Here is a 26,654-nt window from a genome sequence, read left to right on the forward strand (position 1 = left end):
GCGTTTGTGGTGATTAACATGAGTGGTGATCCCTCACCAGATATTGCAGGTCACGTAATAGAAGTTAATTTCGGCTCTTACAGCGAAAAGCGGTCCGCATCCTGCCAGGCCGGGAAACGCTCGCGGTAAGCATTCAGCGCGTCCAGTGACAGTTCGGCATCCAGCCGGGCGCGCTGATGCGGCTCGGCGGCGCTGAGGATCTCGCCTTGCGGCGAAATAATCTGGCTGTCGCCGCTGTATTGATGCTGATTGCCGTCACTGCCGACGCGGTTACAGCCTGCCACATAAGCCTGATTTTCAATCGCCCGCGCTAACAGCAGCGCCTGCCAGTGCAACGCGCGTGGCGCTGGCCAGTTGGCGACATAGAGCGCCAGATCGTAGTCATTGCGGTTGCGCGAGAAGACCGGGAAGCGCAGGTCGTAACAGATTTGCGGCAGGATGCGCCAGCCGCGCCACTCGAACACCTGACGCTGTTCGCCAGGCTGATAGTGGTGATGCTCTTCCGCCATGCGGAACAGGTGACGCTTATCATACTGATGCAGCGTGCCGTCCGGCTCAACCAACAGGAAACGGTTTACCGCGCCGTGTTCTGTCTGGATCGCCGCGCTGCCGCCGACCAGGGCATCGGTGCGGCGGGCATGCTGATGCAGCCACTCAATGACCTGCGCCTGTGGCAGCGAGCTTTTCGCCGCCTCCATCGCAAAGCCGGTAGTAAACATCTCTGGCAGGATAATCAGATCGCGTCCGGTGAGTCCGGCCAGCTGCTCGTCGAAATGGCGCAGATTGGCCTCGCCATCCATCCAGCTCAGCGTCTCCTGCAACAGCGTGATTTTCAAAGCTGACATAAGCGCTCCGCGGCGGCATCTAAAGTCGCCGGCTGTTTGGCAAAACAGAGGCGAATCAGTTTATAGGGGAAAGCATCGGCGCAGAACACCGACAGGGGAATCGCGGCGACTCCGACTTCACAGGTCAGCCACTGGCAGAAACTGACATCATCCAGGTCGGAGATGGCGCTGTAATCGACCAGCAAAAAGTAGGTGCCTTCGCAGGGCAGCACCTTAAAGCGGCTGTTGCTCAGCGCCGTTGCCAGCCGATCGCGGCGATCGCGATAAAACGCTGGCAGCTCAAGATAGTGTTCCGGATGCTCACGTAGCATATCGGCGATCGCCAGCTGCGCCGGGGTATTCACCGAGAAGGTCAGATACTGATGCACCTTGCGCAGTTCAGCGCTGATTGCCGCAGGGGCAATGCAGTAACCCACTTTCCAGCCGGTCATGTGGAACGTCTTACCAAACGACGACACCGCGATAGCGCGCTGACGCAGCTCGGAATGTGCCAGCACGCTGGCGTGGCCCGCCTCATCGAAGCAGATATGCTCATAGACTTCGTCGCTCAGCACATAGATTGTGTGTTGAGCAATCGCCTGCCACAGCGCGGCGAAATCTTCCTGCTGCCAGACGGTTGCCGAAGGATTGTGCGGCGTATTCAGGATCACCAGCCGGGTTTTGTCACTCAGCAGCGCAGCAAACGCCTGCCAGTCCACCCGAAACGCGGGCGGCTGCAGCGTAATGCGTTTCATCACGCCGCCCGACAACTCCACTGCAGGCGCATAGCTGTCGTAGCTGGGATCAAAGCAGATGACCTCATCGCCCGGACGTACCAGCGCGGTAATTGCCGCATAAAGCGCTTCGGTTGCGCCCGCCGTCACCGTGATTTCCGCATCCACATCAGGACGATAGTCATAAAGCCGCGCGGTTTTCTCTGCAATCGCCTCACGCAACGGCAGCGCACCGGTCATCGGCGCATACTGGTTCGCGCCCTGGCTGACGTGATACGCCAGCCGCTGCTGCAGATAGTCGGGCCCGCTGAAATCAGGAAAGCCCTGAGACAAATTGATGGCGTTATGTTGCTGCGCCAGCGCACTCATCTGGCTGAAAATCGTGGTGCCGAGCAAAGGGAGTTTACTCTCGGGGATCAGGTTGTGCTGCGTCATGGTGTCAGGCCTTAAGCGCGAAGATTGATGCGGTGTCACCCGGTGTTTGTGCCACTATAAACAGGATGGTAGTATTTGGCAATCAAGACGCTTAGACGGCTAAATGCTTCATGCTCCGCGCGTCAGCGGCGTTGGCAGCGCTTGCTTACCCGAGTCACTTACTCATGTAAGCTCCCCGGGATAAGCGCGCTTGCCGCCTTGCTGACACACGGATCATTTCGCATTTACATGCGTCATGCTCCGCGTGTCAGCGGCGCGTACTTATCCGGGATTACATTTCACCGCAAGGAACCTTTATGTCGCAGAGTCTTCCGTTAGATCAGCTGGTCGCCGCCTGTCACTGGATTGGCGAGAAAGGCTGGGCACCGGCCACCGGCGGGAATATGTCCGTGCGCCGCGATGAACATGTCTGCCTGCTGAGTGAATCGGGCAAAGATAAAGGCTCGCTGACGCGGGATGACTTTATCGAGGTCGATATTGCCACCAGCCAGTCGCTTTCTGGCCGTAAGCCGTCGGCAGAAACCGGGCTGCACACGATGATCTATCGCCTCTTTCCCGAGGCGGGCGCGGTGCTGCATACCCACACGGTGAATTCGACCGTGTTGTCGCGGGTGGAGCAGGGCGCGGCGCTGCTGCTCCACGGCTATGAGATGCAGAAATCGTTAACCGGCCAGCACACCCATCTGGATACGCTGGCGATTCCGGTGTTCGACAACAGCCAGGACATCGCGGCGCTGGCGTCAGAAATTGAAGATTACGCCGCCCGCTTTCCGCTGCGTTATGCCTTCCTGCTACGCGGCCACGGCTTAACCTGCTGGGGCCGGGATGTCAGCGAAGCGCGCCGTCATCTGGAAGGTCTGGAATTTTTATTCGAATGTGAACGTCAACGTCGCCTGCTGGAGAAAGCATGATTCGCGCCATTGTTACTGATATCGAAGGTACCACCAGCGATATCCGCTTTGTACATAACATCCTGTTTCCCTATGCCCGCAAACATCTGCCGGACTTCGTGCGTGACAATATGCAGCAGCCCGACGTGGCGGCGGCGCTGCAGTCGGTGCGTGAAGAGGCCGGTCAGCCGCAGGCCGATCTGGCCGGCGTGACAGAGATTCTGCTGGGCTTTATGGACCAGGATCGCAAATCCACCGGCCTGAAAGCGCTGCAGGGCATGATCTGGCGCGATGGCTACGTGAACGGCAGTTTTACCGGCCATCTTTATCCCGATGTCCTGCCTGCGCTGAGCCGCTGGAAGGCGCAGGGTATTGAACTCTATGTATATTCCTCCGGCTCGGTTGCGGCGCAGAAATTGTTATTTGGCTACAGCGACGAAGGTGATATTACTGACCTGTTCAGCGGCTATTTTGACACTCACGTTGGCGCCAAACGCGAAGTCGCGTCTTATCGCGCTATCGCCGCTGAAATTGGCCAGCCAGCGGAGCAGCTGCTGTTTCTCTCTGATATTCATCAGGAGCTGGATGCCGCCGCAGAGGCGGGCTGGCAGACGTTGCAATTACTGCGTGGCGATGCGGACGACGAGAGCCGCCATCGTCAGGTGACGGATTTTTCCCAGATTAACCCGGAGTCGATTTAGGATGAGCGCACTGACTATTTTTACCGACCGCGAAGCCAGCCAGCCGGTGTGGCACAGCACTGACGCGGAAGCGATTCGTGACCGCCTGAACGCCAAAGGCGTCCGTTTTGAACGCTGGGAAGCCGATCGCGATTTGGGTGAAAACCCGGATCCCGCAACGGTGATCAACGCCTATCAGCATGCGATCGATCGGCTGGTGGCGGAGAAGGGCTATCAGAGCTGGGACGTGATCAGCATGCGCGCCGATAATCCGCAGAAAACCGTGCTGCGCGAGAAGTTTCTCTCTGAACATACGCACGGTGAAGATGAGGTGCGTTTCTTTGTCGAGGGTGCAGGGCTGTTCTGTCTGCATCTGGATGGTGAGATCCTGCAGATCCTGTGCGAAAAAAACGATCTGATCTCGGTGCCTGCGGGAACGCCGCACTGGTTTGATATGGGATCGTCACCGCACTTCACGGCGATCCGGATTTTCGATAATCAGGAAGGCTGGGTAGCGAACTTTACCGGCGATAAGATCGCGGATGCCTATCCGCGTCTGGCCTAATCTGTCACGAGGCGTCTGCCATAGCGGCAAACGCCTCGCAGACCGTTACTGCGGCTGGAAGATGCCGCTTTGCACCTGGTCAGGCGTCACTACGCCAGTGTCCAGTACCCAGCCGCTGATCAGGGTGGCGGGCGTAACATCAAATGCCGGGTTATAGACATTCGCCGCTTCCGGTGCCCACTGCACGCTGCCAAAACTGCCGGCAACGCCCGTCACTTCGCTGGCGGCACGCTGCTCAATAGGAATCGCTGCGCCGTCAGGACAACTGCGATCCAGCGTGGTATGCGGAGCCGCTACGTAAAACGGAATCTGATGATAATGCGCCAGCACCGCCAGGCTGTAGGTGCCGATTTTATTCGCCACATCGCCATTGGCGGCAATGCGGTCAGCGCCAACCCACACCGCATCTACCTCTCCACGGGCCATCAGGCTGGCGGCCATGGAATCAGTAATCAGAGTGTAGGGAATCGCCAGTTCGCCCAGCTCCCAGGCGGTTAAGCGGCCGCCCTGTAACAGCGGACGGGTCTCATCAACCCAGACATTTTTAATCAGCCCCTGCTGATGGGCGCGGGCAATGACGCCCAGCGCGGTGCCGACTCCCGCGGTGGCTAGCCCACCGGTATTGCAGTGGGTCAGCAACTGGCTGTTGGGTTTCACCCGCGAGCAACCGGCATCAGCGATAGCGTCACACAGTTGCTTATCTTCCTGCACCAGCCGCCAGGCTTCCTGAGCCAGCGCGGGGGCAAAGTCCGGCTGAGCCAGCGCCACTTTCATCCGGTCAAGATTGTTCATCAGGTTGACGGCAGTAGGGCGGGCGGCGCGCAGCGTCTCCAGCGCCTGTGTCAGCTCAGGGCGCATCTGTCCCTGTTCTGCCAGCAGCGCCAGCAGCAGCGAGGCGGAGAGGCCGATCAGCGGCGCACCGCGCACCCGCAGCGCATGAATATGTTCAATCAGCTGAGGCACACTGTGTGCGGGCAGCCAGTTTTTCTGCTGCGGCAGCGCCTGCTGGTCCAGAATCCAGAGCTGATTGTCACGAACCTGTAAACTGGTGGTTTGAAGTGTCTGCATTGTGGGTGAAATCCATGTTGCGTTAATGATGCGTATTGTGCCAACATGCTGGACGGATGTATAGACGTCTGAACGGCTTATTACACCTGAGTGACCCCCTTCGAATGATGAGGAACAGGCAATGTCGCAATACCGTACCTTTACTGCTGCTGATGCTGTGGAATATGCCCGACAATTTGGCGGCGTGGACAATCCTGCCGCGCTGAGCAGCGCAGAAGAGATTGGTGATGGCAACCTCAACCTGGTGTTTAAGATTTATGACGATCAGGGCAACAGTCGCGTTATCGTCAAGCAGGCACTGCCCTATGTGCGCTGCGTGGGGGAGTCCTGGCCGCTGACGCTGGATCGGGCGCGGCTGGAAGCGCAGACGCTGGTCGAGCACTATAAACATTGTCCGCAGCACACGGTGAAGATCACCCATTATGATGCGGATTTGGCGGTGATGGTGATGGAAGATCTCTCCAGCCATCGTATCTGGCGCGGCGAGCTGGTGAAGGGCACTTATTACCCGGAAGCCGCTCAGCAGTTAGGCGACTATCTGGCACAAACCCTGTTCCATACCTCCGATTTCATCCTGCATCCGCATCAGAAAAAAGCCGAAGTGGCGCGTTTCATTAATCCGGAAATGTGTGAAATCACCGAAGATCTTTTCTTCAACGATCCCTACACGAATCATGAGCGCAACAGTTATCCCGAAGCGCTTGAACCGCTGGTCGCCAGCCTGCGCAATGACGATGCACTGCGCATTGCGGTGGGCGGTCTTAAACATCGCTTCTTTGCCCACGCTGAAGCGCTGCTGCATGGGGATATTCACAGCGGCTCGATTTTCGTGGCGGACGGCAGCCTGAAAGCGATTGATGCGGAGTTTGGTTATTTTGGTCCCATCGGTTTTGATGTAGGCACCGCCATCGGTAATCTGCTGATTAACTACTGCGGCCTGCCGGGTCTGCTGGCTCCGCGTGAAGCGGCCGATGCACGCGAGCAGCGCCTCAGCGATGTGCATAAAGTCTGGACGACCTTTGCTTCAGGCTTCCTGGCGCTGGCAGCAGAGAAAACCCGCGATGAGGCGCTGGCTTATCCAGGCTATGCGGAAGCATTTCTGCGTAAAGTGTGGGCCGATACCATCGGTTACTGCGGCACCGAACTGATTCGCCGCACGGTGGGGATGTCACATGTGGCGGATATGAAGCTGATTGCCGATCCGGCGATGCGAACCAACTGCATCCGTAATGCGATTAACCTGGGACGCACGCTGATTCTGGCAGCCGATCACGTAGAAGATGTGGATGCGTTGATTGCCCGCATCCGTCAGGCAGGATAAAAAAAGGCCGACATCATGTCGGCCTCTTAAAACAGTACTGGCTCAGACAAAGCTAATCCTATGCCGCCTCACTCTCCCGTGATGCAGGCTGAGGGGCTTTCTCGGGCACCGGTACTGCCAGTGCCTCCGGCTCAAACTCATCGACGTTAATCGAACGCAGACGACTGGATTCAGCACGCTTCAGCACATCAGCCTCTTTAGCATCAATCCAGCCCTGCTCCAGCGCACGCTTCGCCAGCGCGTCAAGACGGGTAAAGGAGAGATGCTGCTTCGTCTGTTTGCACAGCCTGTCATGAATCACTTCTGCCGCCATCACATCCTGCAGCGCCTGTTCCAGCTGACCGGCAGGGTTGTGCTCGCTTGGCGTCAGGTACATGCCACGGCCCAGACGGCTACGGGTAGCTGACGGCTGCTGCAGCATTTTTGCCAGTTGATGATCCAGGCGGTCAGACGGAGCAGAGCAGTGATGACCGCCTGCAAAAATCGTCATCCGCAATGCGCCTGCCACCAGACGGTTCGGGAAGTTGCGCAGCAGATCGTCGATGGCGACTTCGGCCTGATGCAGCGCATCCTGCACGCCCCAGTGAACCAGCGGCATATCGGCTTCGTTACGGCCTTCATCGTCATAGCGTTTCAGCGTCGCCGAGGCGAGATAGAGCTGGCTCAGCACATCGCCCAGACGCGCCGAGATACGCTCGCGACGTTTCAGGCTGCCGCCCAGTACCGCCATCGACACATCAGAGAGCAACGCCAGGTTGGCACTGATGCGGTTCAGGTGCTGGTAATAACGGCGGGTGCCATCGCGGGTCGGGCTGGCGCTGGTGCGTCCGGCGGTTAATCCCAGCCACAGGCTGCGCATAGTGCTGCTGCCCACGTGACCGATATGGCTGAACAGCGCCTGATCAAATGCGTTAACATCATTGCTGGCTGCGGCCGCCATCTCCTGCAGCACATACGGATGGCAGCGAATCGCGCCCTGTCCAAAGATAATCATGCTGCGCGTCAGAATGTTCGCGCCTTCTACGGTAATCGCGATAGGCGCACCCTGATAAGCACGGGCCAGGAAGTTGCTGTTGCCGAGCATAATGCCTTTACCACCGGCAATATCCATGGCGTCGATAATGGCGCGCTGACCGCGATGGGTGCAGTGATATTTCACAATCGCCGACAGCACCGCCGGTTTTTCACCCTGCATAATCCCGGCCGTAATCAGCGTGGCCGCCGCATCCATTACATAAGCGTTACCGGCGATGCGCGCCAGCGGCTCTTCAATCCCTTCCATCTTACCGATAGAGACGCGGAACTGACGACGGATATGGGCATACGCGCCCGTCGCCAGCGCCACACTTTTCAGGCTGCCGGTTGAGTTTGATGGCAGCGTAATACCGCGACCCACTGACAGACACTCCACCAGCATCCGCCAGCCCTGACCGGCCATTTCCGGGCCGCCGATAATATAGTCAATCGGCACAAAGATATCGTTGCCGCGCGTCGGTCCGTTCTGGAACGGCACGTTAAGCGGGAAGTGGCGATGGCCGATTTCCACGCCGGGGGTATTCGTTGGAATCAGCGCACAGGTAATGCCAGGATTCTCATTGTCGCTAAGCAGATGATCCGGGTCGGAGAGTTTAAACGCCAGGCCCAGCACGGTGGCGATCGGTGCCAGTGTGATGTAGCGTTTGTTCCAGGTCAGGCGCATGCCCAGCACCTGCTGACCTTTCCATTCGCCCATGCAGACGACGCCGGTATCAGGAATCGCACCGGCATCTGAACCCGCTTCCGGGCTGGTCAGCGCAAAGCAGGGGATCTCGTCGCCGCGTGCCAGCCGGGGTAAATAGTGATTTTTCTGCTCTTCGGTGCCGTAGTGCTGCAGCAGTTCGCCCGGACCCAGTGAGTTAGGCACACCGACGGTAATCGCCAGAATCCCGGAAACGCCCGACAGTTTTTGCAGCACGCAGGCCTGCGCATAGGCGGAGAAATCCAGCCCGCCATACTCTTTCTTGATAATCATCGCGAAGAAACGATGCTCTTTCAGGTATGCCCAGAGTTCCGGCGGCATATCGGCCAGCTCATGGGTGATCTGGAAATCGTTGGCCATACGGCACGCTTCTTCAACCGGGCCATCGAGAAAAGCCTGCTCTTCGGCGGTGAGGCGCGGCTGCGGATAGTTGTGCAGCTTCTGCCAGTCCGGTTTGCCCTGGAACAGATCGCCTTCCCACCAGGTGGTGCCCGCATCGATCGCTTCTTTCTCGGTGCGCGACATCGGTGGCATCACCTTTTTGAAGCGCTGAAAGATCGGCGCTGAAAACAGGCTGCGACGCAGCGACGGCAGGTTAAACGGCAGCAGAATGATCGCCAGCGGCAGCAGCAGCCACGGCGTCCAGAGATGAGCAACAGCCATCGCTGCAGTCCACAGCAACAGGATTGCGCTGCTGAGCCGTAACGACAGGCGGTGATAGAACAGAGCGCCAATCAGCGCCAGCGTGGCAAATATTGAAACAATTATCATGATGAACCGCTCCAGGAAGTAAGAGGTCTGACCTGTTGTGTAGAGAGGTTTAGAGTAGTTGGCTGGATTTATCAATTTGTTTACATCGCAATTACAACCTGCCTCACAAAAACCGTTTTTAGCCCATTTTTGCAGCACCTGCGGCAATGATAATTGCCGTCGCTGCCTGGCCCTGTGTGGCATGACGCTTTGCGCTTACCGGCCATTCCGTTAAACTTGCTGCGATTAACCTCTCCTAAAAAAGGACATCCCTATGTACCAGGACATCATCCGCTCTGAGCTTAATGAAGCTGCTGATACGCTGAATAAATTCCTCAGCGACGACGCCAATATCCATGCGATCCAACGTGCTGCGGTGCTGCTGGCTGACAGCTTTAAGGCAGGCGGCAAGGTGCTTTCCTGTGGTAATGGCGGTTCACATTGCGATGCGATGCATTTCGCCGAAGAGCTGACCGGTCGCTACCGTGAAAATCGTCCTGGCTATCCGGCGATTGCCATCTCGGATGTCAGCCATCTCTCCTGCGTCAGTAATGACTTTGGTTATGACTATGTCTTCTCACGTTATGTGGAAGCGGTCGGGCGTCCGGGCGATGTGCTGCTGGGCCTCTCAACCTCCGGTAACTCTGCCAACATCATTAAAGCGATTGAAGCTGCCCGTGCTCAGGGGATGAAAGTGATCACCCTGACCGGTAAAGATGGCGGTAAGATGGCAGGCAGTGCCGACATTGAAATCCGGGTGCCACACTTTGGTTATGCCGATCGCATCCAGGAGATTCACATTAAAGTGATCCACATCCTGATGCTGCTGATCGAAAAAGAGATGGTGAAATAACAGCGCTGGCCTCCTGCCTGACGGGAGGCCGCAAAATCAGAGGCGGTGGCTATGTGCGAATTGCTCGGGATGAGCGCCAATGTTCCTACGGATATCTGCTTCAGCTTTACCGGACTGGTTCAGCGTGGCGGTGGAACCGGGCCTCACAAAGATGGCTGGGGCATTACCTTTTACGAAGATAAAGGTTGTCGTACGTTTAAAGATCCGCTGCCGAGCTTTAACTCGCCGATTGCGCGTCTGGTGCAGGAATATCCGATCAAATCGCATTCGGTGGTGGCGCATATCCGCCAGGCGAATCGCGGTCAGGTGTCGCTGGAAAATACCCATCCGTTTACCCGCGAGCTGTGGGGCCGTAACTGGACCTATGCGCACAACGGTCAGCTTAAGGGCTACCGGCAACTGGAGACCGGCACATTCCGGCCGGTAGGCGAAACGGACAGCGAGAAGGCGTTCTGCTGGATCCTGCATCAGCTGGCGACACGCTATCCGCGCACGCCGGGCAACTGGCCTGCGGTGTTTCGTTTTATCGGGGAGCTGGCCGTCACGTTGCGGCAGAAGGGCGTGTTTAACATGCTTCTGTCAGATGGCCGGTATCTGATGGCCTTCTGCTCCACTAACCTGTTCTGGATCACCCGCCGCGCACCCTTTGGCCGGGCGCAGTTGCTGGATCAGGATGTGGAGGTCGATTTCCAGCAGCACACCACGCCGCATGACGTGGTGACGGTGATTGCTACGCAGCCCCTGACGGCCAATGAAACCTGGCAGCGGATTGCGCCAGGTGAATGGGCGTTATTCTGCCTTGGAGAGCGCCAGGAATGAACGGGAAGCCGCTTCGGGACTGGCTAAAACCGGTGCCGGGCTGCTGTTCATCACATATTTACCGCTGGCGACATTGACCATCGGCGGCTGGTGATATTTAGCGAAGTAGGCGTATCCCGGCTGCAACTGCTGCCAGAAACCAGCATCGCTGGAGTAGCGGTGACGCTGCATGTTGCTGTCGGTCATGCGGAACGGATAGATGCTGATGCTGACATCCTGCTGGCCATTACGCAGCGCTGCGTTCACATAAGTAAAAATCTCATCCATATAGGCGTTAGTCATGGCATAGCAGCCAATCGACTTACAGTCGCCATGAATCATCAGGTAGTTACCGCTGTAGCCCTGATTCCGATCGAACTGATTCGGGAAGCCAATGTTGATCGCGCGATAAAAACGGCTATCCGGCTTCAGCTGATTCAGCTTCACGTTGTAAAAACCTTCCGGGCTTTTGAAATCGCCTTCACGGCGTTTCGGGCCGAGGCCGCCAGAAAAGTTACAGATGCGGTAGGTATCCAGCAGGCGGTATTCGTTACCGATTTTGCCGTAGAGTTCGAGTGTGCGTTCTTCCTTGAAGATCTGAATATAGACCGGGGTACCCAGTAACTGCTTCTTTAATTCTTTGCTGACCGGTGCCGTTGAGACGGGTTCGGGTGTCATTGCCATGCTGAGGGCTGGCAGTAAAATCATCGCAAACAGGAGTGCGATTTTGCCCATGCTGTGTATACCTTGAGGTGAAGAGAACATGACGCAAATTGTGCGTCTCTGTTTGCATTATCGGAACTGTCCGCTACCGCAGCGCAACATTAAACATTGTCTGTTTTTTTAGCAATACGCAGGCAGCCAGATTCGCGATTTACTGAAAGATATTCGGCCACAAATTTGTAAACTTTAATTGTGGGCGCGACAAATATTGCAGTTACCCCTGCCAACTGTATACTTATCCAGTGCCGGAGGGGGTATGCGTAAAATCATTCATGTCGATATGGACTGCTTCTATGCCGCGGTGGAGATGCGTGATAATCCCCAGCTGCGCGATATCCCGATCGCCATTGGTGGCAGCCGCGAACGTCGTGGCGTCATCAGCACCGCCAACTATCCGGCCCGCAAATTTGGCGTACGCAGCGCGATGCCAACCGGCATGGCCCTGAAATTATGCCCGCATCTGCGTCTGTTGCCAGGACGCTTCGACGCCTATAAAGAAGCCTCCGCACAAATCCGCGACATCTTTACCCGCTACACCCCGCTGATCGAACCGCTCTCCCTGGATGAAGCCTATCTGGATGTCACCGACAGCCCACACTGTCACGGCTCTGCCACGCTGATGGCGCAGGAGATTCGCGCCACTATCTACCGTGAAACCGGGCTGACCGCCTCAGCGGGCATCGCGCCGATTAAATTCCTGGCAAAGATCGCCTCCGATCTGAATAAGCCCGACGGGCAGTTTGTGATTACCCCGCCGGAGATGGCCGGTTTTCTGCTGACGCTGCCGCTAGCGAAGATCCCGGGCGTCGGCAAGGTCTCGGCAAAAAAGCTGGAGGAGATGGGGCTGGTAACCTGTGGTGACGTGCAGAAGGCCGATCTGGCGTTGCTGCTGAAGCGCTTCGGTAAGTTTGGCCGGGTGCTGTGGGAACGCAGTAATGGCCTTGATGACCGCAGCGTCATCGTTGAGCGTGAACGTAAATCGCTGGGAGTAGAACGCACGCTGGCGGAAGATATCAGCGACTGGGATGCCTGCCTGGAGATTATCGATTTTCTCTATGCCGAACTGGATCGTCGTCTGACGCAGATCCGACCCGACAAGCAGGTGGCGCGTCAGGGCGTCAAACTCAAGTTCAGTGATTTTCAGCAGACGACCCAGGAGCATATCTGGCCGGTACTGAATAAAGAGGACATGATTGCCATCGCCCGGAAAACCTGGGATGAGCGTCGTGCCGGGCGCGGCGTGCGGCTGGTGGGACTGCATGTCACCATGGTGGATCCCCAGCTTGAGCGTCAGCTGCTGCTGGGCCTGTAACGGTCAGCCTTACCGTTCGGCAAGGCTGACGCCGGATTACTTCTTATATTTCGCCTCAAGGGTAGCAAACCACGGCGCGACGAAATCCTCATTACTGCCCCAGCCCGGAATGATCTTGTTCAGCGACGCGACGTTTACCGCGCCAGGCTGGCTGTTGAGCTGCTGCTGAGAGATCGATGCAGCTTTAAACTGGTACGTCGCGGGTGTCTCTTCACCAGCAATCTTCTTCGCCACCAGCCGCATATTGACCGCGCCGATGGTTTTAGGATCGACCGCGACGGTCTGCACCCACGGGCTGTCCTTCTGGCGCATCAGCTGCAAATCCTGGTTCGAAACATCAATGCTGTAGAGCTTGATCTCGGTTCGGCCATTCTCCTGCAGCGCTTTGTAAGCGCCCTGGCTGAAGGCATCCCACGCACCCCAGATTGCGTCGATTTTCCCTTTCGGGTATTTCGCCAGAATCGCACCAATCTTGTTAGCGGTGTCGCCCTGAACGTCAGTTGAGACCGCGCCAATCGACTCCAGCTGATGAATGCCCGGATTCTCTTTCAGCAGTTTTTCATACACGACCTGACGGCGTTCCATCGGCGGGAAACCGGCGACCCACAGCTTGACGATGTTCGCCTTGCCGTTGAAATCATGGATGAGCTGGCCGAGCGACAGCTGCGCCAGCGAAGCGTCATCCTGCGCGGTGACGGTGACACCCGGAATCGGGCTATCCACCGGCGTATCAAACACCGACAGCTTAATGCCCGCATCGGCAATGCGCTTCACCAGTCCGCTGGCGTAGGGCGCTTTACCGTGCGACAGCACGATGCCGTCATATTTCTGGCTGATCGCCTGATTCACAAAATCCTGGAAGCGCGCGTCGTCGCCGTTGCTCAGGAAGGTGCTGACCTTGAAGCCCAGCTGGCGACCCTGCTGAATGGCACCGGCAACAAACTGGGTGGTGTTGTCATCGGATCCGAGGTTGCGGATCACCGCAATACGGATTGGACCATCATGGCTGGCAATAGCCGCAGGTACCGGGGTGACGGTGTCTGCGAAAGCGGCGCTGGCGTTCAGCAGGCTCAGAGCCAGCAGCGAGAGTGTTATTTTTTGCATTGTTATTAACTCCGGTAAACGCGCCTCAGCGGCGCTGGATATAGGTAATCGCCAGTGCTAAAGCCAGCACCAGCCCTTTAATAATGTCCATGGCGTAGTAGGGAACAGAGAGCATCACCAGACCGTTCTGCAGCACGCCGAGAATAACCGCGCCGACCAGCGTGCCCAGCGCATTCGGTTTGCCGGAGCCCGCCAGTGAGAAGCCAATCCACGCCGCCGCGACGGCATCCATCAGGTAGCCGCTTCCGGCATTCACCTGCGATGAACCGATACGTGAGGCGAGCAGGATGCCGCCCAGGCCAGCCAGCAGTGAGGCGATCACATAAGCCAGCACCCGATAGCGGGTAGTACGAATGCCGGAGAGGCGCGCCGCTTCCGGATTACCGCCCAGCGCATACATCCGCCGACCATGTTTGGTCAGCGACAGCGCCAGCTGCGCGGCGACGGTCACCACCAGCATGATAATGACGATGGTCGGCACCTGCCCGAGCAGGCCAAACGTGGCCGGAATGGTACCTTCCGCCATATCACCGCTCGGCAGCACCATGTTCTCGGTGATCGATCCGCCAAAGCTGTAGGTCATCGCCACCCCCTGAATCACAAACAGGGTTGCCAGCGTCGCCAGCATGTCGGGGATGCGCAGGATCACAATCAGGAAGGCGTTAAACAGCCCGACCAGGGTGCAGAGCGCCAGGGTGATCACGATTGCGGTCGTCGTGCCGAAGCCGTACCAGACAAACAGCGAAATCACTAACGCATTGGCCAGCGAGGCGGTCGAGCCGACCGAGAGATCAAAACCGCCCACGGTCAGGGAGATCGACACGCCAATTGCAATCACCGTCACAATGGCAATCGATCGCAGAATGTTGATGATGTTGTTGGGTTCAAGGAAGCTGTCGGAGGCCAGGCCAAAGGCGGCGATCAGGATCACCACCGTGAGCAACATGCCCCATTTATAGAGAAAGTCGAACAACTGGTGACGCCACGGCGAGGGGGTCAGATTCAGGCTGGTTTCTTTGCTGCTCACGCAGGGGTTCCTCCGGTGGAATAGAGCAAAAGCGTCTCTTCGGTGACGTCGCGCGCAGCCAGTTCGGCCACAATGCGTCCGTCCCAGAGCACGCAAATCCGGTCGCATAAGCCGACCAGTTCAGAAAATTCACCCGACGCGTAGATGATGCCTTTCCCTTCGCGCGCCAGGTTGTCGATCAGGGTGAACAGCTCGGTTTTGGCTTTGATATCGACGCCTTTGGTTGGCTCATCGAAAATCAGTACGTCAGCGTTGTTGCGCAGCCATTTGCCAATCGCCACCTTCTGCTGGTTACCGCCGGAAAGGCGGCGCAGTGTCTGTGCCGGGCCGGTGGTGCGCACCTGTAACTGCTGAATAACCTGCTCCGCCCAGCGCCACGCCTGGCGATGCCTGAACAGGCTCCAGCGCGAAAAGCTGTCGTCCGCGCTGACGCTGAGGTTCATCGCCACCGACTCATCAATAAAGATCCCCTCTTTGCGCCGCTCCTCCGGCACCAGCGCCATGCGGCGACTGACGGAGTCGTGCGGCGAACGGGGCTGCCACGGCTGACCGTGCAGCTCACCGCGACTGACGCGGCTTTTGCTGGCACCAAACAGTGCTTTGCAGAGTTCGGTTTTGCCGGCACCGGCCAGTCCGGCAATCCCCAGGATTTCGCCTTTGTGCAGCCGCAGCGAGATATCCTGCAGCAGCTGCTCATCGTGCAGTCCTTCCACCGCCAGCAGCAGCGGCTGTGCCTGTTGCGCACGGCGGGCCGGGAAGATATCGGTCAGTTGATGGCCCAGCATCTTCTCTACGATCTGTTCGCCGCTCAGCGCCGCCATCGGGCCGGTTTCAATCAGACGGCCATCACGCAGCACCGTTAGCTGATCGCAGATCGCTTTGAGTTCATGGATACGGTGAGAGATAAACACCACGCCTATGCCGCTGGCCTTCAGGCGACGCACCACGGCAAACAGCCGCTCGCTTTCGTGCTGATCCAGTGGGGCAGTGGGTTCATCCAGAATCAGGAAGCGGCAGTGATGCGACAGCGCCCGTGCCAGCAGAATTTGCTGTTTCTCCGCCAGGGTGCAGCGCTCCACCAGCCGGTTGACGTCCAGCGCCACATCGAGCTGCGCCAGCAGGGTCCGCGCCTGACGGCGGATCTCGCCCCAGCGATAGCGGTGGCCTGGCTCTGCCAGCCGATCCAGCAGAATGTTTTCCGCCACGCTGAGCTGCGGCACCAGGGCGACATCCACTTCCTGCTGAACCAGATGGATACCCAGCTGTTTTGCATCACGCGGCGTGCGGATAGTGACCGGCTCACCATCCAGCAGGATCTCACCGCTGTAGTGGCTGTGCGCGCCGGAAAGGATCGCCATCAGCGTAGACTTGCCCGCGCCGTTAGCGCCGGTCAGCGCGTGAACCGAATGGCCCTCGCTGCGGAAATCCACCGACGATAGCGCGGCAAACCCGCCAAAAGCGATGGAGATGTTACGCATCTCAAGGCAGTTTAACCCCGGCATGTGATGACTCTCCTGAAGAAACACTGGCCGCATTTTTTCCTGAACCTTCAGGCGCGGCAACAGCCGAAAGCGCATAAGCTAGCACGAAATCTTATTAGCCATCCAGACATCTGGACATAATGGCGGCTGTGACCAGCGAAGCGCGGGAAAGTGGCGGAATAGTGGGGGAAAGCGCGGAAAAGGCAGCGAATTATGCTGGTGAAAAGTCGCAGGCATAAAAAAACCAGGCCGGAGCCTGGTTACTTTTTTTGTGACAGAATTACTTTTCTGGCACCACATTCAGCAGGGTGGTCAGCAGTTTCCAGTAAAGGCCAACGCTTTCGATGTGAACCTGCTCATCAGGCGAGTGCGGCCCGGTGATGGTCGGCCCAATCGATACCATATCCATGTCCGGATAAGGCTTTTTGAACAGACCACACTCCAGACCGGCGTGAATCACCTGAATGTTCGGAGTCTTATCAAACAGCGCGATATAGGTCTGACGGGTCAGCGCCATGATGGCGGAGTCCGCATCCGGCTGCCAGCCTGGGTAGCCGCCTTTCGCTTTGGTCTGCGCGCCGGCCAGCTGGCCCAGCGAAGTCAGCATCTGCACCACATAATCGCGGCCGGTGTCGATCAGCGAACGGATCAGGCAGTTGATTTCTGCGTGATCGTTTTCCATCGTCACCACACCGATGTTCAGTGAGGTTTCGACTACGCCTTTCGCCACGTCTGAATTGCGGATCACGCCGTTTGGCGTGCTGTTCAGCAGATTCAGGAAGCGATCGCGGCTGTCAGTGCTCAGGGCATCACCCTGATGCGCCAGCGGCTCGGTGACCAGAGCGATGTTCGGCTCTTTGATGCCGTGCTCGTTTTTGATGGCGCTCAGGAAGTGCGCGGCCGCTGATTTCAGCGCATCCGCTTTGTGGCTTTCGACCGCCACGGTTGCGAAGGCTTCACGCGGGATCGCATTGCGCAGCGTACCGCCGCTGAAGGCCAGCAGACGCAGATCCAGTTCAGCCGCGTGGGCCGCCAGGAAGCGCGCCAGCAGTTTGTTGGCGTTGCCGAGGCCCATGTGAATATCGGCACCGGAGTGACCGCCACGCAGGCCTTTCAGCGTCAGCTTCAGGGTCTGGAACTCAGCAGGCACGGCTTCGCGGGTCAGCGGCAGGGAGGAGACGAAGTCGATACCGCCTGCACAACCCATGTAGATCTCACCTTCTTCTTCGGAGTCGGTGTTGATCAGGATCTCAGCCTGCAGCCAGTTGGGTTGCAGACCGAAAGCGCCATCCATGCCGGTCTCTTCAGTCATGGTCAGCAGCACTTCCAGCGGGCCATGCGTCAGGCTGTTGTCAGCCAGTACCGCCAGCGCAGAAGCCATACCGATGCCGTTGTCCGCGCCCAGCGTGGTGCCGCGCGCTTTCACCCATTCGCCGTCAATCCACGGCTGAATCGGATCTTTGGTGAAGTCATGAACGGTGTCGTTATTTTTCTGCGGCACCATATCCAGATGCGCCTGCAGCGCGACCGGGGTACGGTTTTCCATGCCTGCGGTGGCAGGCTTACGAATCAGGATGTTGCCGACCTGATCGCGCTCACACCAGAAGCCTTGCTCTTTAGCCCAGCCAGTGATGTAGTTCGCCAGCGCTTCTTCGTGAAAAGAGGGATGGGGAATCGAGCAGATCTTAGCGAAAATATCCCACAGCGGCTGTGGAGAGAGTTGAGACAATTCAGACACGACAGGTCTCCTGTGTCAGTGTACCGGCGAGGCCGGACATCGCGAGTTTCCAGTGAAAAATCGCCGTCAGAGAATCTGACGAGCCAGGCCTGAGAATATCACTGTTTTTTACCGGGTGCGCTCTCAGTCGCGCTAAAAAGCCGCAACCAGCGCGCGGGTGCTGGTTTTTAGTGCGTCAACTCCTTATAATCTCGCGCAACCTTTTCCCCGTTGCACATTTTTACGCCACCTCGGTTGGCTGGGATTTCTATTTATGAGCGAAAAATACGTCGTTACCTGGGACATGCTTCAGATTCATGCCCGCAAACTGGCCCAGCGCCTGCTTCCTGTTGAACAGTGGAAAGGCATTATCGCGGTGAGCCGCGGCGGTCTGGTACCGGCTTCGCTGCTGGCACGTGAACTGGGACTCCGCTACGTTGATACCGTCTGCATCTCCAGCTATGACCACGATCATCAGCGTGAAATGAAAGTCCTGAAGCGCGCAGAAGGCGACGGCGAAGGCTTTATCGTGATCGATGACCTGGTCGATACCGGCGGCACCGCCCAGGCAATCCGCGAGATGTACCCGAAAGCGCGTTTCTGCACCATTTTCGCTAAACCAGCCGGTTGCTCACTGGTTGATGATTATATCGTCGATATTCCGCAGGATACCTGGATCGAACAGCCGTGGGATATGGGCGTGGTTTACATCCCGCCGATTGTAAAAAACTGATTGATACACATCAGACAACGCCCGGTTTTCCGGGCGTTGTGCTTTCTGAGCCTCGCACCCCGAATTGCCGTACAGTACACTTAGCCATTGCCGTTCTGTTGCAGGAGAAGTGAGTATGTCGAGCAAAAATCTCAGCGAGGAGCTATTCAAGCCGCGCTTTAAACATCCTGAAACCTCTTCCCTGGTTCGCCGCCATCATCACGCAACCCCGGATGTCCACTCTGCCCTGGATGGTGACAGCCAGCGCGGCTGGTATCGCATGCTGAATAAGCTGATGTGGACATGGCGCGGCCTGACGCCGCAGGAGATCAGCGAAGTGCTGGCGCGTATCGCCATCAGTAACGTTGAGCATACCGATGAGGCGCTGCTCGACACCGTGATCGGTTTCCGCGGCGGTAACTGGCATTTCGAATGGTGCAAACAGGCGGGCATCTGGCAGCAGAAAGCGCTGGAGACCACCGACGATATTGAGGCGGGCGACTACTGGCTTCACGCTGCACATCTCTATAGTGTCGCTGCCTATCCCTACATCAAAGGGGATGAGCTGGCTGACCAGGCACAGACGCTGGCGAACCGCGCCTATGAAGAGGCCACACAACGGCTGCCAGGCGAGCTGAAACCGCTGACCTTTGCCATCCCTGGCGGCAGCCCGGTCAGCGGCTTTCTGCACATGCCGCCTGACGTGGAAGCCCCTTATCCCACCGTGCTGTTCTGCGGTGCGCTCGACTCGTTACAGAGCGATCACTACCGCCTGTTCCATGATTACCTTGCGCCGCGCGGCATTGCGATGCTGACCATTGATGTGCCGTCCGTGGGTAACTCGGTGAAATGGACGCTGAATCAGGACACCAGTTTTCTGCATCAGCAGGTGCTGCGCGATCTGGCCAATGTGCCCTGGGTTGACCATACCCGCGTGGCGGCGTTTGGTTATCGCTTCGGCGCGAACGTCGCGGTGCGTCTGGCCTATCTGGAATCGCAGCGGCTGCGCGGCGTGGCTTGTCTTGGCCCGATTGTGCATGCGCTGCTGACGCAGACGGCGTTGCAGGATGAGATCCCGGATATGTACATGGATATGCTGGCGAGCCGGCTGGGCATGGCAACCGCCTCCGACAGCGCGCTGCGCACCGAACTCAATCGATATTCGCTTAAGACCCAGGGATTGCTGGGCCGCCGGACGCCAACGCCGATGCTGTCGGGCTACTGGCAGAACGATCTCTTCAGCCCGGAAGAGGAGAGCAAGCTGATCGCGAACTCTTCCTCAGACGGCAAAGCGTTGCTGATTCCGGTGAAGCCGATGATGGCCAGTTTCGACAAGGCGCTGAATGAAATTTGCGACTGGCTGGAGAAGCGTTTAAAAAGGTAACTGGCAAAATTTACAGTATTTGCTACAACTAGTAGCGGAATTCTTCCGGGCGGCCGCCAGGCGAAACCTGACGTGATCTGGCCCCTGCGGCGCGACGTCGCGCTGGACGGACGCCCGGAAAATCAAGACTGTATAGCGGTCAAAACCTATGGAGAATCAGCATGACGTTACCAAGTGGTCATCCCCGCAGTCGCCTGCTTAAGCGCTTTACGGAGCTTGGGCCTTATATTCGCGATGGGAAATGTGGCGAAACCCGGTTCTTCTTCGATTGCCTGGCTGCCTGCGTTAATGTGAAACCTGCACCGGAGCTGCGTGAGTTCTGGGGCTGGTGGATGGAGCTGGAAGCACAGGCTGACCACTTTACCTATGTCTACCATATCGGTCTGTTCGATAAAGAGGGTGACTGGTCGGTGTCAAATATCAAAGGCAAAGAGAACACGGCGCGCGTGGAAGAGACCTTACGGAATTTCCATACCCGTCTGAAAGCGATGCTGAAAGAGTTCGAGCTGGATCTGATCCCAGCCAGCGATTTCGATGAGAAACCGGTGAAGCTGAGCGCCTGATAGGGTAGTGCAGTGAAATAAAGACGAAAAAAATGGCGAGTTTAAAAACTCGCCATTTTTGTTGAAGTCTGACCCGCTGTTGGATCGAGCCTTCGCAGAGAACACGGTCAGATCGGAAAGACGCAAAAGCCGCCATCCATGGCACGCTCGGCCCGCGCCGTCCTGGCGCGGGACGCTTTCCTCTTCTGACCGTGTTCCCTGCGTGTTGAATTTATGCGTTGCTGCCAGCTCCAAATCTGCCCGGTTTGCGAGCCTGACATCAGAACTGGTAAGTCACACCCATCGCGACAATGTCATCGTTGTTAAGCGACAGCGCGTTGTCGTCAGACAACTGGTTGATTTTGTAATCAACGAAGGCTGACATATTTTTGTTGAAGTAGTAGGTCGCGCCCACATCGATATATTTCACCAGATCCGCATCGCCGATACCGTTTTCGATATCTTTGCCCTTGGTCTGTACGTAGCCAATTGACGGACGCAGGCCGAAATCAAACTGATACTGCGCCACCAGTTCGATGTTCTGCGCCTTGTTGGCTGCGCCCGCGACGGCAGCGCCAGTGGTACGGTTGGTGCCGCTGATTGGCGTCATGTTGCGGGTATCGGTATAGATTGCGGCCAGGTAGACACTGTTAGCATCATACTTCACGCCTGCACCCCAGGAATCTGCACGGTCACCGCCGCCATAGGCGCGTGCCTGCTGCTGGTTGGTGCGGTCAGATGAGGTGATGGCACTCATCAGGCTCACACCGGAATCACCCAGGGCATAGCCGAGTGAGGCACCGTAACCGTCTCCATTCTGACGGTTAATGTCAGTACGGGTGTTGGCGCTGGAAGCGTCGTTCTTGCCCTGATACTGCAGCGCAAACTTCAGGCCATCGACCAGACCAAAGAAGTTGTTGTTACGATAAGTTGCGACGCCGGTGGCACGCTGGGTCATAAAGTTATCAGAACGGGCAGTACCGTCACCGCCGAATTCCGGGAACACGTCGGTCCAGGCTTCCACGTCATACAGCACGCCGTAGTTACGGCCGTAATCTACCGAACCGTACTGCGAGAATTTCAGACCGGCAAACCCAAGACGGGTTTTGTTGCCGTTGTTGGCGTCACTGCCTTCGGAGTTGTTAACGTTGTACTGATATTCCCACTGACCATAACCGGTCATCAGGTCGTTAATCTGTGTCTGACCCTTAAAGCCGATACGGGTATAGGACTTGTCACCATCTGTGCTGGCATTATCGCTGATGTAGTGCTCAGCTTTAACTTTGCCGTACAGGTCCAGCTTGTTGCCATCTTTGTTATAGATTTCGGCAGCCTGCGCGGCAGAAGCCAGCGTCAGCGTGGAGAGGAGCATGGCCAGTGTGCTTTTCTTCATTTGCTATCAATCCCAATGTGAACGCCGTAAATAAATGAAAGTTTTTGTAAAACACGGACTTTTTACCCGCTGGCGATGAAGTTTTTATGACACTTTTCGTGATTTCTTGTTAAGGCTGAACTTTTGGTCTACGCCCTTGTCCGCGTAATTTCGTGCTTTTCCCCCGCTGGCTGTTGGCTTCCGTATCGACTCCTGTTAAAACGTCCTTTCGTAAAAATTTTTCACTACGGCAGGAAATATGAGTGGCAGTCAGACCTTAGTGGTCAAGTTGGGTACCAGCGTTCTCACCGGCGGCTCTCGCCGGTTGAATCGGGCGCACATGGTGGAACTGGTTCGTCAGTGCGCGCAGCAGCATGCCGCAGGCCACCGCATTGTGATCGTTACGTCTGGCGCAATGGCCGCTGGACGCGAACATCTGGGCTACCCTGAACTGCCACCGACCATCGCCTCAAAGCAGCTGCTGGCTGCGGTGGGGCAGAGCCGTCTGATTCAGCTGTGGGAACAGCTCTTCTCCATCTACGGCATCCATATTGGTCAGATGTTGCTGACCCGTGCCGACATGGAAGATCGCGAACGTTTCCTCAATGCCCGCGACACGCTGCGTGCGCTGCTGGATAACCACATTGTGCCGGTCATCAATGAGAACGATGCTGTTGCCACTGCTGAAATCAAAGTGGGCGACAACGACAATCTCTCGGCGCTGGCGGCGATGCTCGGCGGGGCCGACAAGCTGCTGCTGCTGACCGATCAGCAAGGGCTCTTCACCGCCGATCCGCGTAATAATCCTGAGGCTGAGCTAATCAGTGACGTCCATGTGATTGATGATGCGCTGCGCGCCCTGGCAGGCGACAGCGTATCGGGTCTCGGCACCGGCGGAATGTCGACCAAGCTTCAGGCGGCGGATGTTGCCTGCCGCGCTGGTATTGACGTGATCATCGCTTCGGGCAGTCGCAGCGGTGTGATCAGCGATGTGATTGACGGCAAGCCGGTCGGCACGCGCTTCCATGCGCAGCAGTCGCCGCTGGAGAACCGTAAACGCTGGATTTTCGGTGCACCACCGGCGGGTGAACTCACCGTCGATGACGGTGCGCTGGCGGCTATCATCGAACGCGGCAGTTCGCTGCTGCCGAAAGGGATCCGGGCGATCCAGGGGAATTTCTCGCGCGGTGAAGTGATCCGTATCCGCAGCCTGCAGGGCCGGGATATCGCTCACGGCGTCTCTCGTTATAACAGTGATGCGATGCGGATGATTGCCGGTCATCACAGCCAGCAGATCAGCGAGATCCTGGGATATGAATACGGCCCGGTGGCGGTTCACCGCGACGACATGATCGTCAGTTAAGGAGCGGACAATGCTTGAAGAGATGGGAAAAGCGGCGCGTGCCGCAGCTTACACCGTGGCCGATCTGTCGACGGCAGAGAAGAATCAGGTTCTGATGACCATCGCCGACCGTCTGGAGGCGGAGAGCGCAGACATTCTGGCGGCTAACGAGCTGGATTTAGCCGATGCGCGTCAGAACGGTATGAGCGCCGCGTTGTTAGACCGGCTGACACTCAATCCGCAACGCCTCAGCAGCATCGCCAGCGATGTGCGCCAGGTCTGCCAGCTGGCCGATCCGGTGGGGCAGTTAATCGACGGCGGCCAGCTCGACAGCGGCCTCCGCATTGAACGTCGCCGCGTGCCATTAGGTGTTGTTGCAGTGATTTATGAGGCACGTCCCAACGTCACGGTTGATGTCGCCAGTCTGTGCCTGAAAACCGGCAATGCCGCTATTCTGCGCGGCGGCAAAGAGACCTGGCGTACCAATGCGGCCACCGTTCGGGTCATTCAGAACGCCCTGAAGCAGCACGGTTTACCGGTGGCTATTGTGCAGGCGATTGAAAACCCGGATCGTGAACTGGTGAATCAGCTGCTGAAGCTGGATCGCTACGTCGATATGCTGATCCCGCGTGGCGGCGCCGGGCTGCACAAGCTGTGTCGGGAAAACTCCACCATTCCGGTGATTACCGGCGGGATCGGCGTCTGTCATATCTACATTGATGAGACGATGGAGATCGAACCGGCACTTGATCTGATCGTCAATGCCAAGAAACAGCGTCCGAGCGCCTGTAACTCACTGGAAACGCTGCTGGTGGATCAGGCGATGGCCGAGCGTTTCCTGCCAGCTTTCAGCGCGCGTATGGCGCAGGAAGGGATCCCGCTGCATGCTGACAGCAACGTGCTGGCGCAGCTGCAAAAAGGCCCGGCCGCGGTGAAACCGGTTAATCCGCAGCAGTACAATGATGAGTGGCTGTCGCTGGATCTCAACGTCAAATTAGTGGCGAATATGGATGAGGCGATCGATCACATCCGTACCCACGGCACTCAGCACTCGGATGCGATCCTGACACGCAACACCCGCAACGCCGCGCGCTTTGTCCGTCAGGTCGACTCCTCAGCCGTCTATGTCAACGCCAGCACCCGCTTTACCGATGGCGGACAGTTTGGTCTGGGCGCTGAAGTGGCGGTCAGTACCCAGAAACTGCACGCCCGCGGACCGATGGGATTAGAGGCGCTGACCACCTATAAGTGGATAGCATGGGGCGACGATACGCTCCGCCCATAACGACGATAATTTTTAACAAAGCGGGAGTCTTTCACAGACTCCCGTTTTTTTTAGCGCCATTTTCCGGACCAGTGAAAGATAGAGTTTTCTGCGCATCAGATTCATTTCCGTTCAACACCGGCCACCGCTGGCCATTATGCTGGCGGATATTCACGCAATTTCTTACGGAACATTCCTGAAAACCGGGGCCGCCAGCGGCCTGAGGCAATATTTTTTGGTCAGCCGCAGGCTGAAGCGGATAATGAATATCAGGAATGCTTGATAAAGCGGTTAGGTAGTAAACGAGCGGTAATATAAAATGAACTGGTAGCAATAATGAAAATAACATCCAGTATCTCTTCTATGGCTGATTATTAACTAATGGTTAAAAAAGAAAGTACAAGACAAGCTTTCACTGCCAGGCTGATAGCGGCCTGTGAGAGTGCCGGCATTGTCGGACATGGACGAAACAAACAGGTTGCCAGGGCCCTCCAGCAGCAAGGCTGTAAAATTTCAACGCCGGGAGTATGGAAGTGGTTTAACGCGCAGTCCGTTCCTGATGGCGGCAATTTACTGGCTCTTAGCCAGCTGCTGGGCGTCAGGGTAGAGTGGCTGCAGTACGGTATGGAACAACCTGCTGAGCCGGTGACACTAAGTCCACTCACCGGTCAAAAGAATGTGTTTCGGGTTGATAGTCTCGACATTGGTCAGCGCAGCGCTGTGGGAATGCCCGCGCGTGATGAGTTTGTCGAGACCATCCAGGCGATCGAATATGGTCTGGATGAGGCGCGGGTGCTGTTCAACGGTCGCCCGGCGGAAAACATCCGGTTAATCGCGATTAACAGCGACTCTATGGCCGACACCTTTGCACCGCGCGATCAGCTGTTTGTAGACATCAGTGTGCGGATGTTCGACGGTGACGGCATCTATATTTTTACCCTCGATGAACAACTCTACCTCAAGCGCCTGCAGCTGCAGCATAAGAAAATTGCTGTAATATCAGACAATAAACGCTATGAAACCTGGTATCTCAATCATGATGACGTCACCAGCCTGAAGGTACTGGCAAAAGTGATCATGAGTCAGGCGCGTCACTATCAAATCCTCGGCTAAGGCCGCTTCTGGCGCTTTTAGCAGAGGGCCTGCAAAAAAATAATCGGCATAAATTCATAAATTTAACCAGCGGTAAATAAAAAATTAACCAACAGTGTTTGATAAAGCATAAGAACCTGTTAATAATTTGGATATGGATGAACGACGCAGTTCTTTTCAGGGATGACCCGCTCTTAAACAATTGAGGCGCTGCACAAGCGCGAATCATACCACCCAAAAGTCAGTGAACTTTGGGATGGGGTGGATGCGCAAAATGCAGCGTCGTCAGATGCCGTTTATTTCCCCTCGCTTACTTTCCACCTGACTGCTGATGCAGTCGGGCGGCGAGCGTGCGATCGCAATATGCGACATTCGGGCCCGTTCGGTTCGCCGAAAGCTCGCGCCTGCCACCCCATCGCCAAATACTCATTCACAGGAGGAGTTATGGCGATAATTCACTATGGCAAAAGCGTTTTTATGGGCAACGCACGTACTCGTCGCCATCGGCGGCGCCAACCTCTCAGCAGCCTGCAACAGAGCATCGACCAGGCCCTGAACTTTCCAGCTGAAACACCCACCCTGAGACGTGCAGAGCAAATCTGCCAGCGTCAGGTCGCCCCGCGCGTTGATCGCGCAATCACTGCACCCCGCGTTACCAGTCAGGAAACACCCAGTTTCGACAATTGCTGTCTTCCACATGTTCACCTCTACGCGGTGAGCTGAAACGCGAAGAAAGCGTTTTTTTCCGTTCCGGCTAACTCTTCGTTATCTCCAGCTCCCACTGGGCGCAATCTGCTGAATTACTGTTCAGTTTTGCTGCAGGGTCAGTAAGGCCTCCTGCTGCACCGGACATCGTAATGATCAGCAGGCGTTATGTATTTCTTTTCACAAGGCTGAATTGCCTTAACTCGTCACTGAGGAGTCGT

At 56.9% G+C, this 26,654-nt stretch carries 25 protein-coding genes; 14 read left to right on the forward strand and 11 right to left on the reverse strand.

What is annotated here, in order from left to right:
• Positions 1–77: 77 nt before the first annotated feature.
• Positions 78–845 carry an amidohydrolase gene (locus ACN1CO_RS00150; RefSeq protein WP_419136755.1) on the reverse strand — a complete coding sequence of 256 codons (768 nt, stop codon included), beginning with the start codon at positions 843–845 and terminating at the stop codon, positions 78–80.
• On the reverse strand, positions 833–1,993 hold the full coding sequence (locus ACN1CO_RS00155) for a pyridoxal phosphate-dependent aminotransferase (protein WP_419136757.1): 1,161 nt from the start codon (positions 1,991–1,993) through the stop codon (positions 833–835). The genes ACN1CO_RS00150 and ACN1CO_RS00155 overlap by 13 nt, the downstream gene beginning before the upstream one ends.
• 296 nt (positions 1,994–2,289) lie before the next feature.
• Here ACN1CO_RS00155 and ACN1CO_RS00160 point away from each other — a divergent pair, with 296 nt between their 5' ends.
• The 3 genes from ACN1CO_RS00160 to ACN1CO_RS00170 are packed head-to-tail and all read left to right on the forward strand — an operon-like array spanning position 2,290 to position 4,128.
• Positions 2,290–2,904, forward strand: a complete 615-nt coding sequence (locus ACN1CO_RS00160) for a methylthioribulose 1-phosphate dehydratase (RefSeq protein ID WP_419136759.1) — start codon at positions 2,290–2,292, stop codon at positions 2,902–2,904.
• Positions 2,901–3,584, forward strand: a complete 684-nt coding sequence (gene mtnC, locus ACN1CO_RS00165; RefSeq protein ID WP_419136761.1) for an acireductone synthase — start codon at positions 2,901–2,903, stop codon at positions 3,582–3,584. The genes ACN1CO_RS00160 and mtnC overlap by 4 nt, the downstream gene beginning before the upstream one ends.
• A 1-nt stretch (position 3,585) precedes the next feature.
• Positions 3,586–4,128: a 1,2-dihydroxy-3-keto-5-methylthiopentene dioxygenase gene (locus ACN1CO_RS00170; RefSeq protein ID WP_136197732.1), complete on the forward strand. Its 543-nt coding sequence runs from the start codon at positions 3,586–3,588 to the stop codon at positions 4,126–4,128.
• Positions 4,129–4,173: 45 nt separating this feature from the next.
• On the opposite strand, the gene mtnA is transcribed toward ACN1CO_RS00170, so the two are convergent.
• A complete protein-coding gene (gene mtnA / locus ACN1CO_RS00175) occupies positions 4,174–5,196 on the reverse strand; it encodes an S-methyl-5-thioribose-1-phosphate isomerase (protein ID WP_419136763.1) in 1,023 nt (340 codons plus the stop codon).
• A 121-nt stretch (positions 5,197–5,317) separates the two neighbouring features.
• Between mtnA and mtnK the strand changes: the two genes are divergently transcribed.
• Positions 5,318–6,517, forward strand: coding sequence for an S-methyl-5-thioribose kinase (gene mtnK, locus ACN1CO_RS00180; RefSeq protein WP_419136765.1), 1,200 nt, complete (start codon positions 5,318–5,320; stop codon positions 6,515–6,517).
• Positions 6,518–6,575: 58 nt separating this feature from the next.
• On the opposite strand, the gene fadE is transcribed toward mtnK, so the two are convergent.
• A complete protein-coding gene (gene fadE / locus ACN1CO_RS00185; protein WP_419136767.1) occupies positions 6,576–9,026 on the reverse strand; it encodes an acyl-CoA dehydrogenase FadE in 2,451 nt (816 codons plus the stop codon).
• A gap of 253 nt (positions 9,027–9,279) precedes the next feature.
• Between fadE and lpcA the strand changes: the two genes are divergently transcribed.
• Entirely contained in the window at positions 9,280–9,858 is a 579-nt protein-coding gene (gene lpcA, locus ACN1CO_RS00190; RefSeq protein ID WP_031374980.1) for a D-sedoheptulose 7-phosphate isomerase, read from the forward strand.
• Positions 9,859–9,909: 51 nt separating this feature from the next.
• Entirely contained in the window at positions 9,910–10,677 is a 768-nt protein-coding gene (locus tag ACN1CO_RS00195) for a class II glutamine amidotransferase (protein WP_136197263.1), read from the forward strand.
• Here the strand turns inward: ACN1CO_RS00195 and dpaA are convergent.
• Complete coding sequence (gene dpaA / locus ACN1CO_RS00200; RefSeq protein WP_419136770.1) at positions 10,648–11,391, reverse strand: peptidoglycan meso-diaminopimelic acid protein amidase; 744 nt, start codon at positions 11,389–11,391, stop codon at positions 10,648–10,650. The two genes, ACN1CO_RS00195 and dpaA, sit on opposite strands and share 30 nt — an antisense overlap.
• A gap of 244 nt (positions 11,392–11,635) precedes the next feature.
• Here dpaA and dinB point away from each other — a divergent pair, with 244 nt between their 5' ends.
• Entirely contained in the window at positions 11,636–12,691 is a 1,056-nt protein-coding gene (gene dinB / locus ACN1CO_RS00205) for a DNA polymerase IV (RefSeq protein ID WP_419136772.1), read from the forward strand.
• Between the two features lie 36 nt (positions 12,692–12,727).
• On the opposite strand, the gene ACN1CO_RS00210 is transcribed toward dinB, so the two are convergent.
• The 4 genes from ACN1CO_RS00210 to pepD form a co-directional block, all read right to left on the reverse strand.
• Positions 12,728–13,795, reverse strand: coding sequence for a sugar ABC transporter substrate-binding protein (locus ACN1CO_RS00210; RefSeq protein ID WP_419136774.1), 1,068 nt, complete (start codon positions 13,793–13,795; stop codon positions 12,728–12,730).
• A 25-nt stretch (positions 13,796–13,820) separates the two neighbouring features.
• Positions 13,821–14,822, reverse strand: coding sequence for an ABC transporter permease (locus ACN1CO_RS00215; RefSeq protein ID WP_419136776.1), 1,002 nt, complete (start codon positions 14,820–14,822; stop codon positions 13,821–13,823).
• Positions 14,819–16,324, reverse strand: a complete 1,506-nt coding sequence (locus ACN1CO_RS00220; RefSeq protein ID WP_419136778.1) for a sugar ABC transporter ATP-binding protein — start codon at positions 16,322–16,324, stop codon at positions 14,819–14,821. The genes ACN1CO_RS00215 and ACN1CO_RS00220 overlap by 4 nt, the downstream gene beginning before the upstream one ends.
• A 259-nt stretch (positions 16,325–16,583) precedes the next feature.
• A complete protein-coding gene (pepD, locus tag ACN1CO_RS00225) occupies positions 16,584–18,041 on the reverse strand; it encodes a beta-Ala-His dipeptidase (protein ID WP_419136780.1) in 1,458 nt (485 codons plus the stop codon).
• Positions 18,042–18,294: 253 nt separating this feature from the next.
• Here pepD and gpt point away from each other — a divergent pair, with 253 nt between their 5' ends.
• From gpt to crl, 3 genes are all read left to right on the forward strand, one after another.
• Positions 18,295–18,753: a xanthine phosphoribosyltransferase gene (gpt, locus tag ACN1CO_RS00230; protein WP_419136782.1), complete on the forward strand. Its 459-nt coding sequence runs from the start codon at positions 18,295–18,297 to the stop codon at positions 18,751–18,753.
• Positions 18,754–18,868: 115 nt separating this feature from the next.
• Positions 18,869–20,116: an esterase FrsA gene (gene frsA / locus ACN1CO_RS00235; protein ID WP_419136784.1), complete on the forward strand. Its 1,248-nt coding sequence runs from the start codon at positions 18,869–18,871 to the stop codon at positions 20,114–20,116.
• Positions 20,117–20,277: 161 nt separating this feature from the next.
• Complete coding sequence (gene crl / locus ACN1CO_RS00240) at positions 20,278–20,679, forward strand: sigma factor-binding protein Crl (protein ID WP_419136786.1); 402 nt, start codon at positions 20,278–20,280, stop codon at positions 20,677–20,679.
• Positions 20,680–20,938: 259 nt separating this feature from the next.
• Here crl and ompC read toward each other — a convergent pair whose 3' ends face one another.
• The gene (gene ompC, locus ACN1CO_RS00245; RefSeq protein ID WP_419136788.1) at positions 20,939–22,051 is read right to left on the reverse strand and encodes a porin OmpC; all 1,113 of its coding nucleotides are present in this window, start codon (positions 22,049–22,051) and stop codon (positions 20,939–20,941) included.
• A gap of 238 nt (positions 22,052–22,289) precedes the next feature.
• On the opposite strand from ompC, the gene proB reads away from it, so the two are divergent.
• Positions 22,290–23,393, forward strand: a complete 1,104-nt coding sequence (gene proB, locus ACN1CO_RS00250; RefSeq protein WP_010255198.1) for a glutamate 5-kinase — start codon at positions 22,290–22,292, stop codon at positions 23,391–23,393.
• Positions 23,394–23,403: 10 nt separating this feature from the next.
• Complete coding sequence (gene proA / locus ACN1CO_RS00255) at positions 23,404–24,657, forward strand: glutamate-5-semialdehyde dehydrogenase (protein ID WP_419136790.1); 1,254 nt, start codon at positions 23,404–23,406, stop codon at positions 24,655–24,657.
• A 31-nt stretch (positions 24,658–24,688) separates the two neighbouring features.
• Here proA and ACN1CO_RS00260 read toward each other — a convergent pair whose 3' ends face one another.
• Positions 24,689–24,985 (reverse strand): hypothetical protein, encoded by a 297-nt coding sequence (locus tag ACN1CO_RS00260; protein WP_419136792.1) that lies wholly within the window; start codon positions 24,983–24,985, stop codon positions 24,689–24,691.
• A gap of 32 nt (positions 24,986–25,017) precedes the next feature.
• Here ACN1CO_RS00260 and ACN1CO_RS00265 point away from each other — a divergent pair, with 32 nt between their 5' ends.
• Complete coding sequence (locus ACN1CO_RS00265) at positions 25,018–25,749, forward strand: S24 family peptidase (protein ID WP_419136794.1); 732 nt, start codon at positions 25,018–25,020, stop codon at positions 25,747–25,749.
• 423 nt (positions 25,750–26,172) lie between these two features.
• Positions 26,173–26,451 (forward strand): hypothetical protein, encoded by a 279-nt coding sequence (locus ACN1CO_RS00270; protein WP_419136796.1) that lies wholly within the window; start codon positions 26,173–26,175, stop codon positions 26,449–26,451.
• Positions 26,452–26,654: the final 203 nt, after the last annotated feature.

The sequence above is a fragment of the Pantoea sp. R13S299 genome, assembly GCF_048515925.1.
Classification (GTDB): Bacteria; Pseudomonadota; Gammaproteobacteria; order Enterobacterales; family Enterobacteriaceae; genus Pantoea.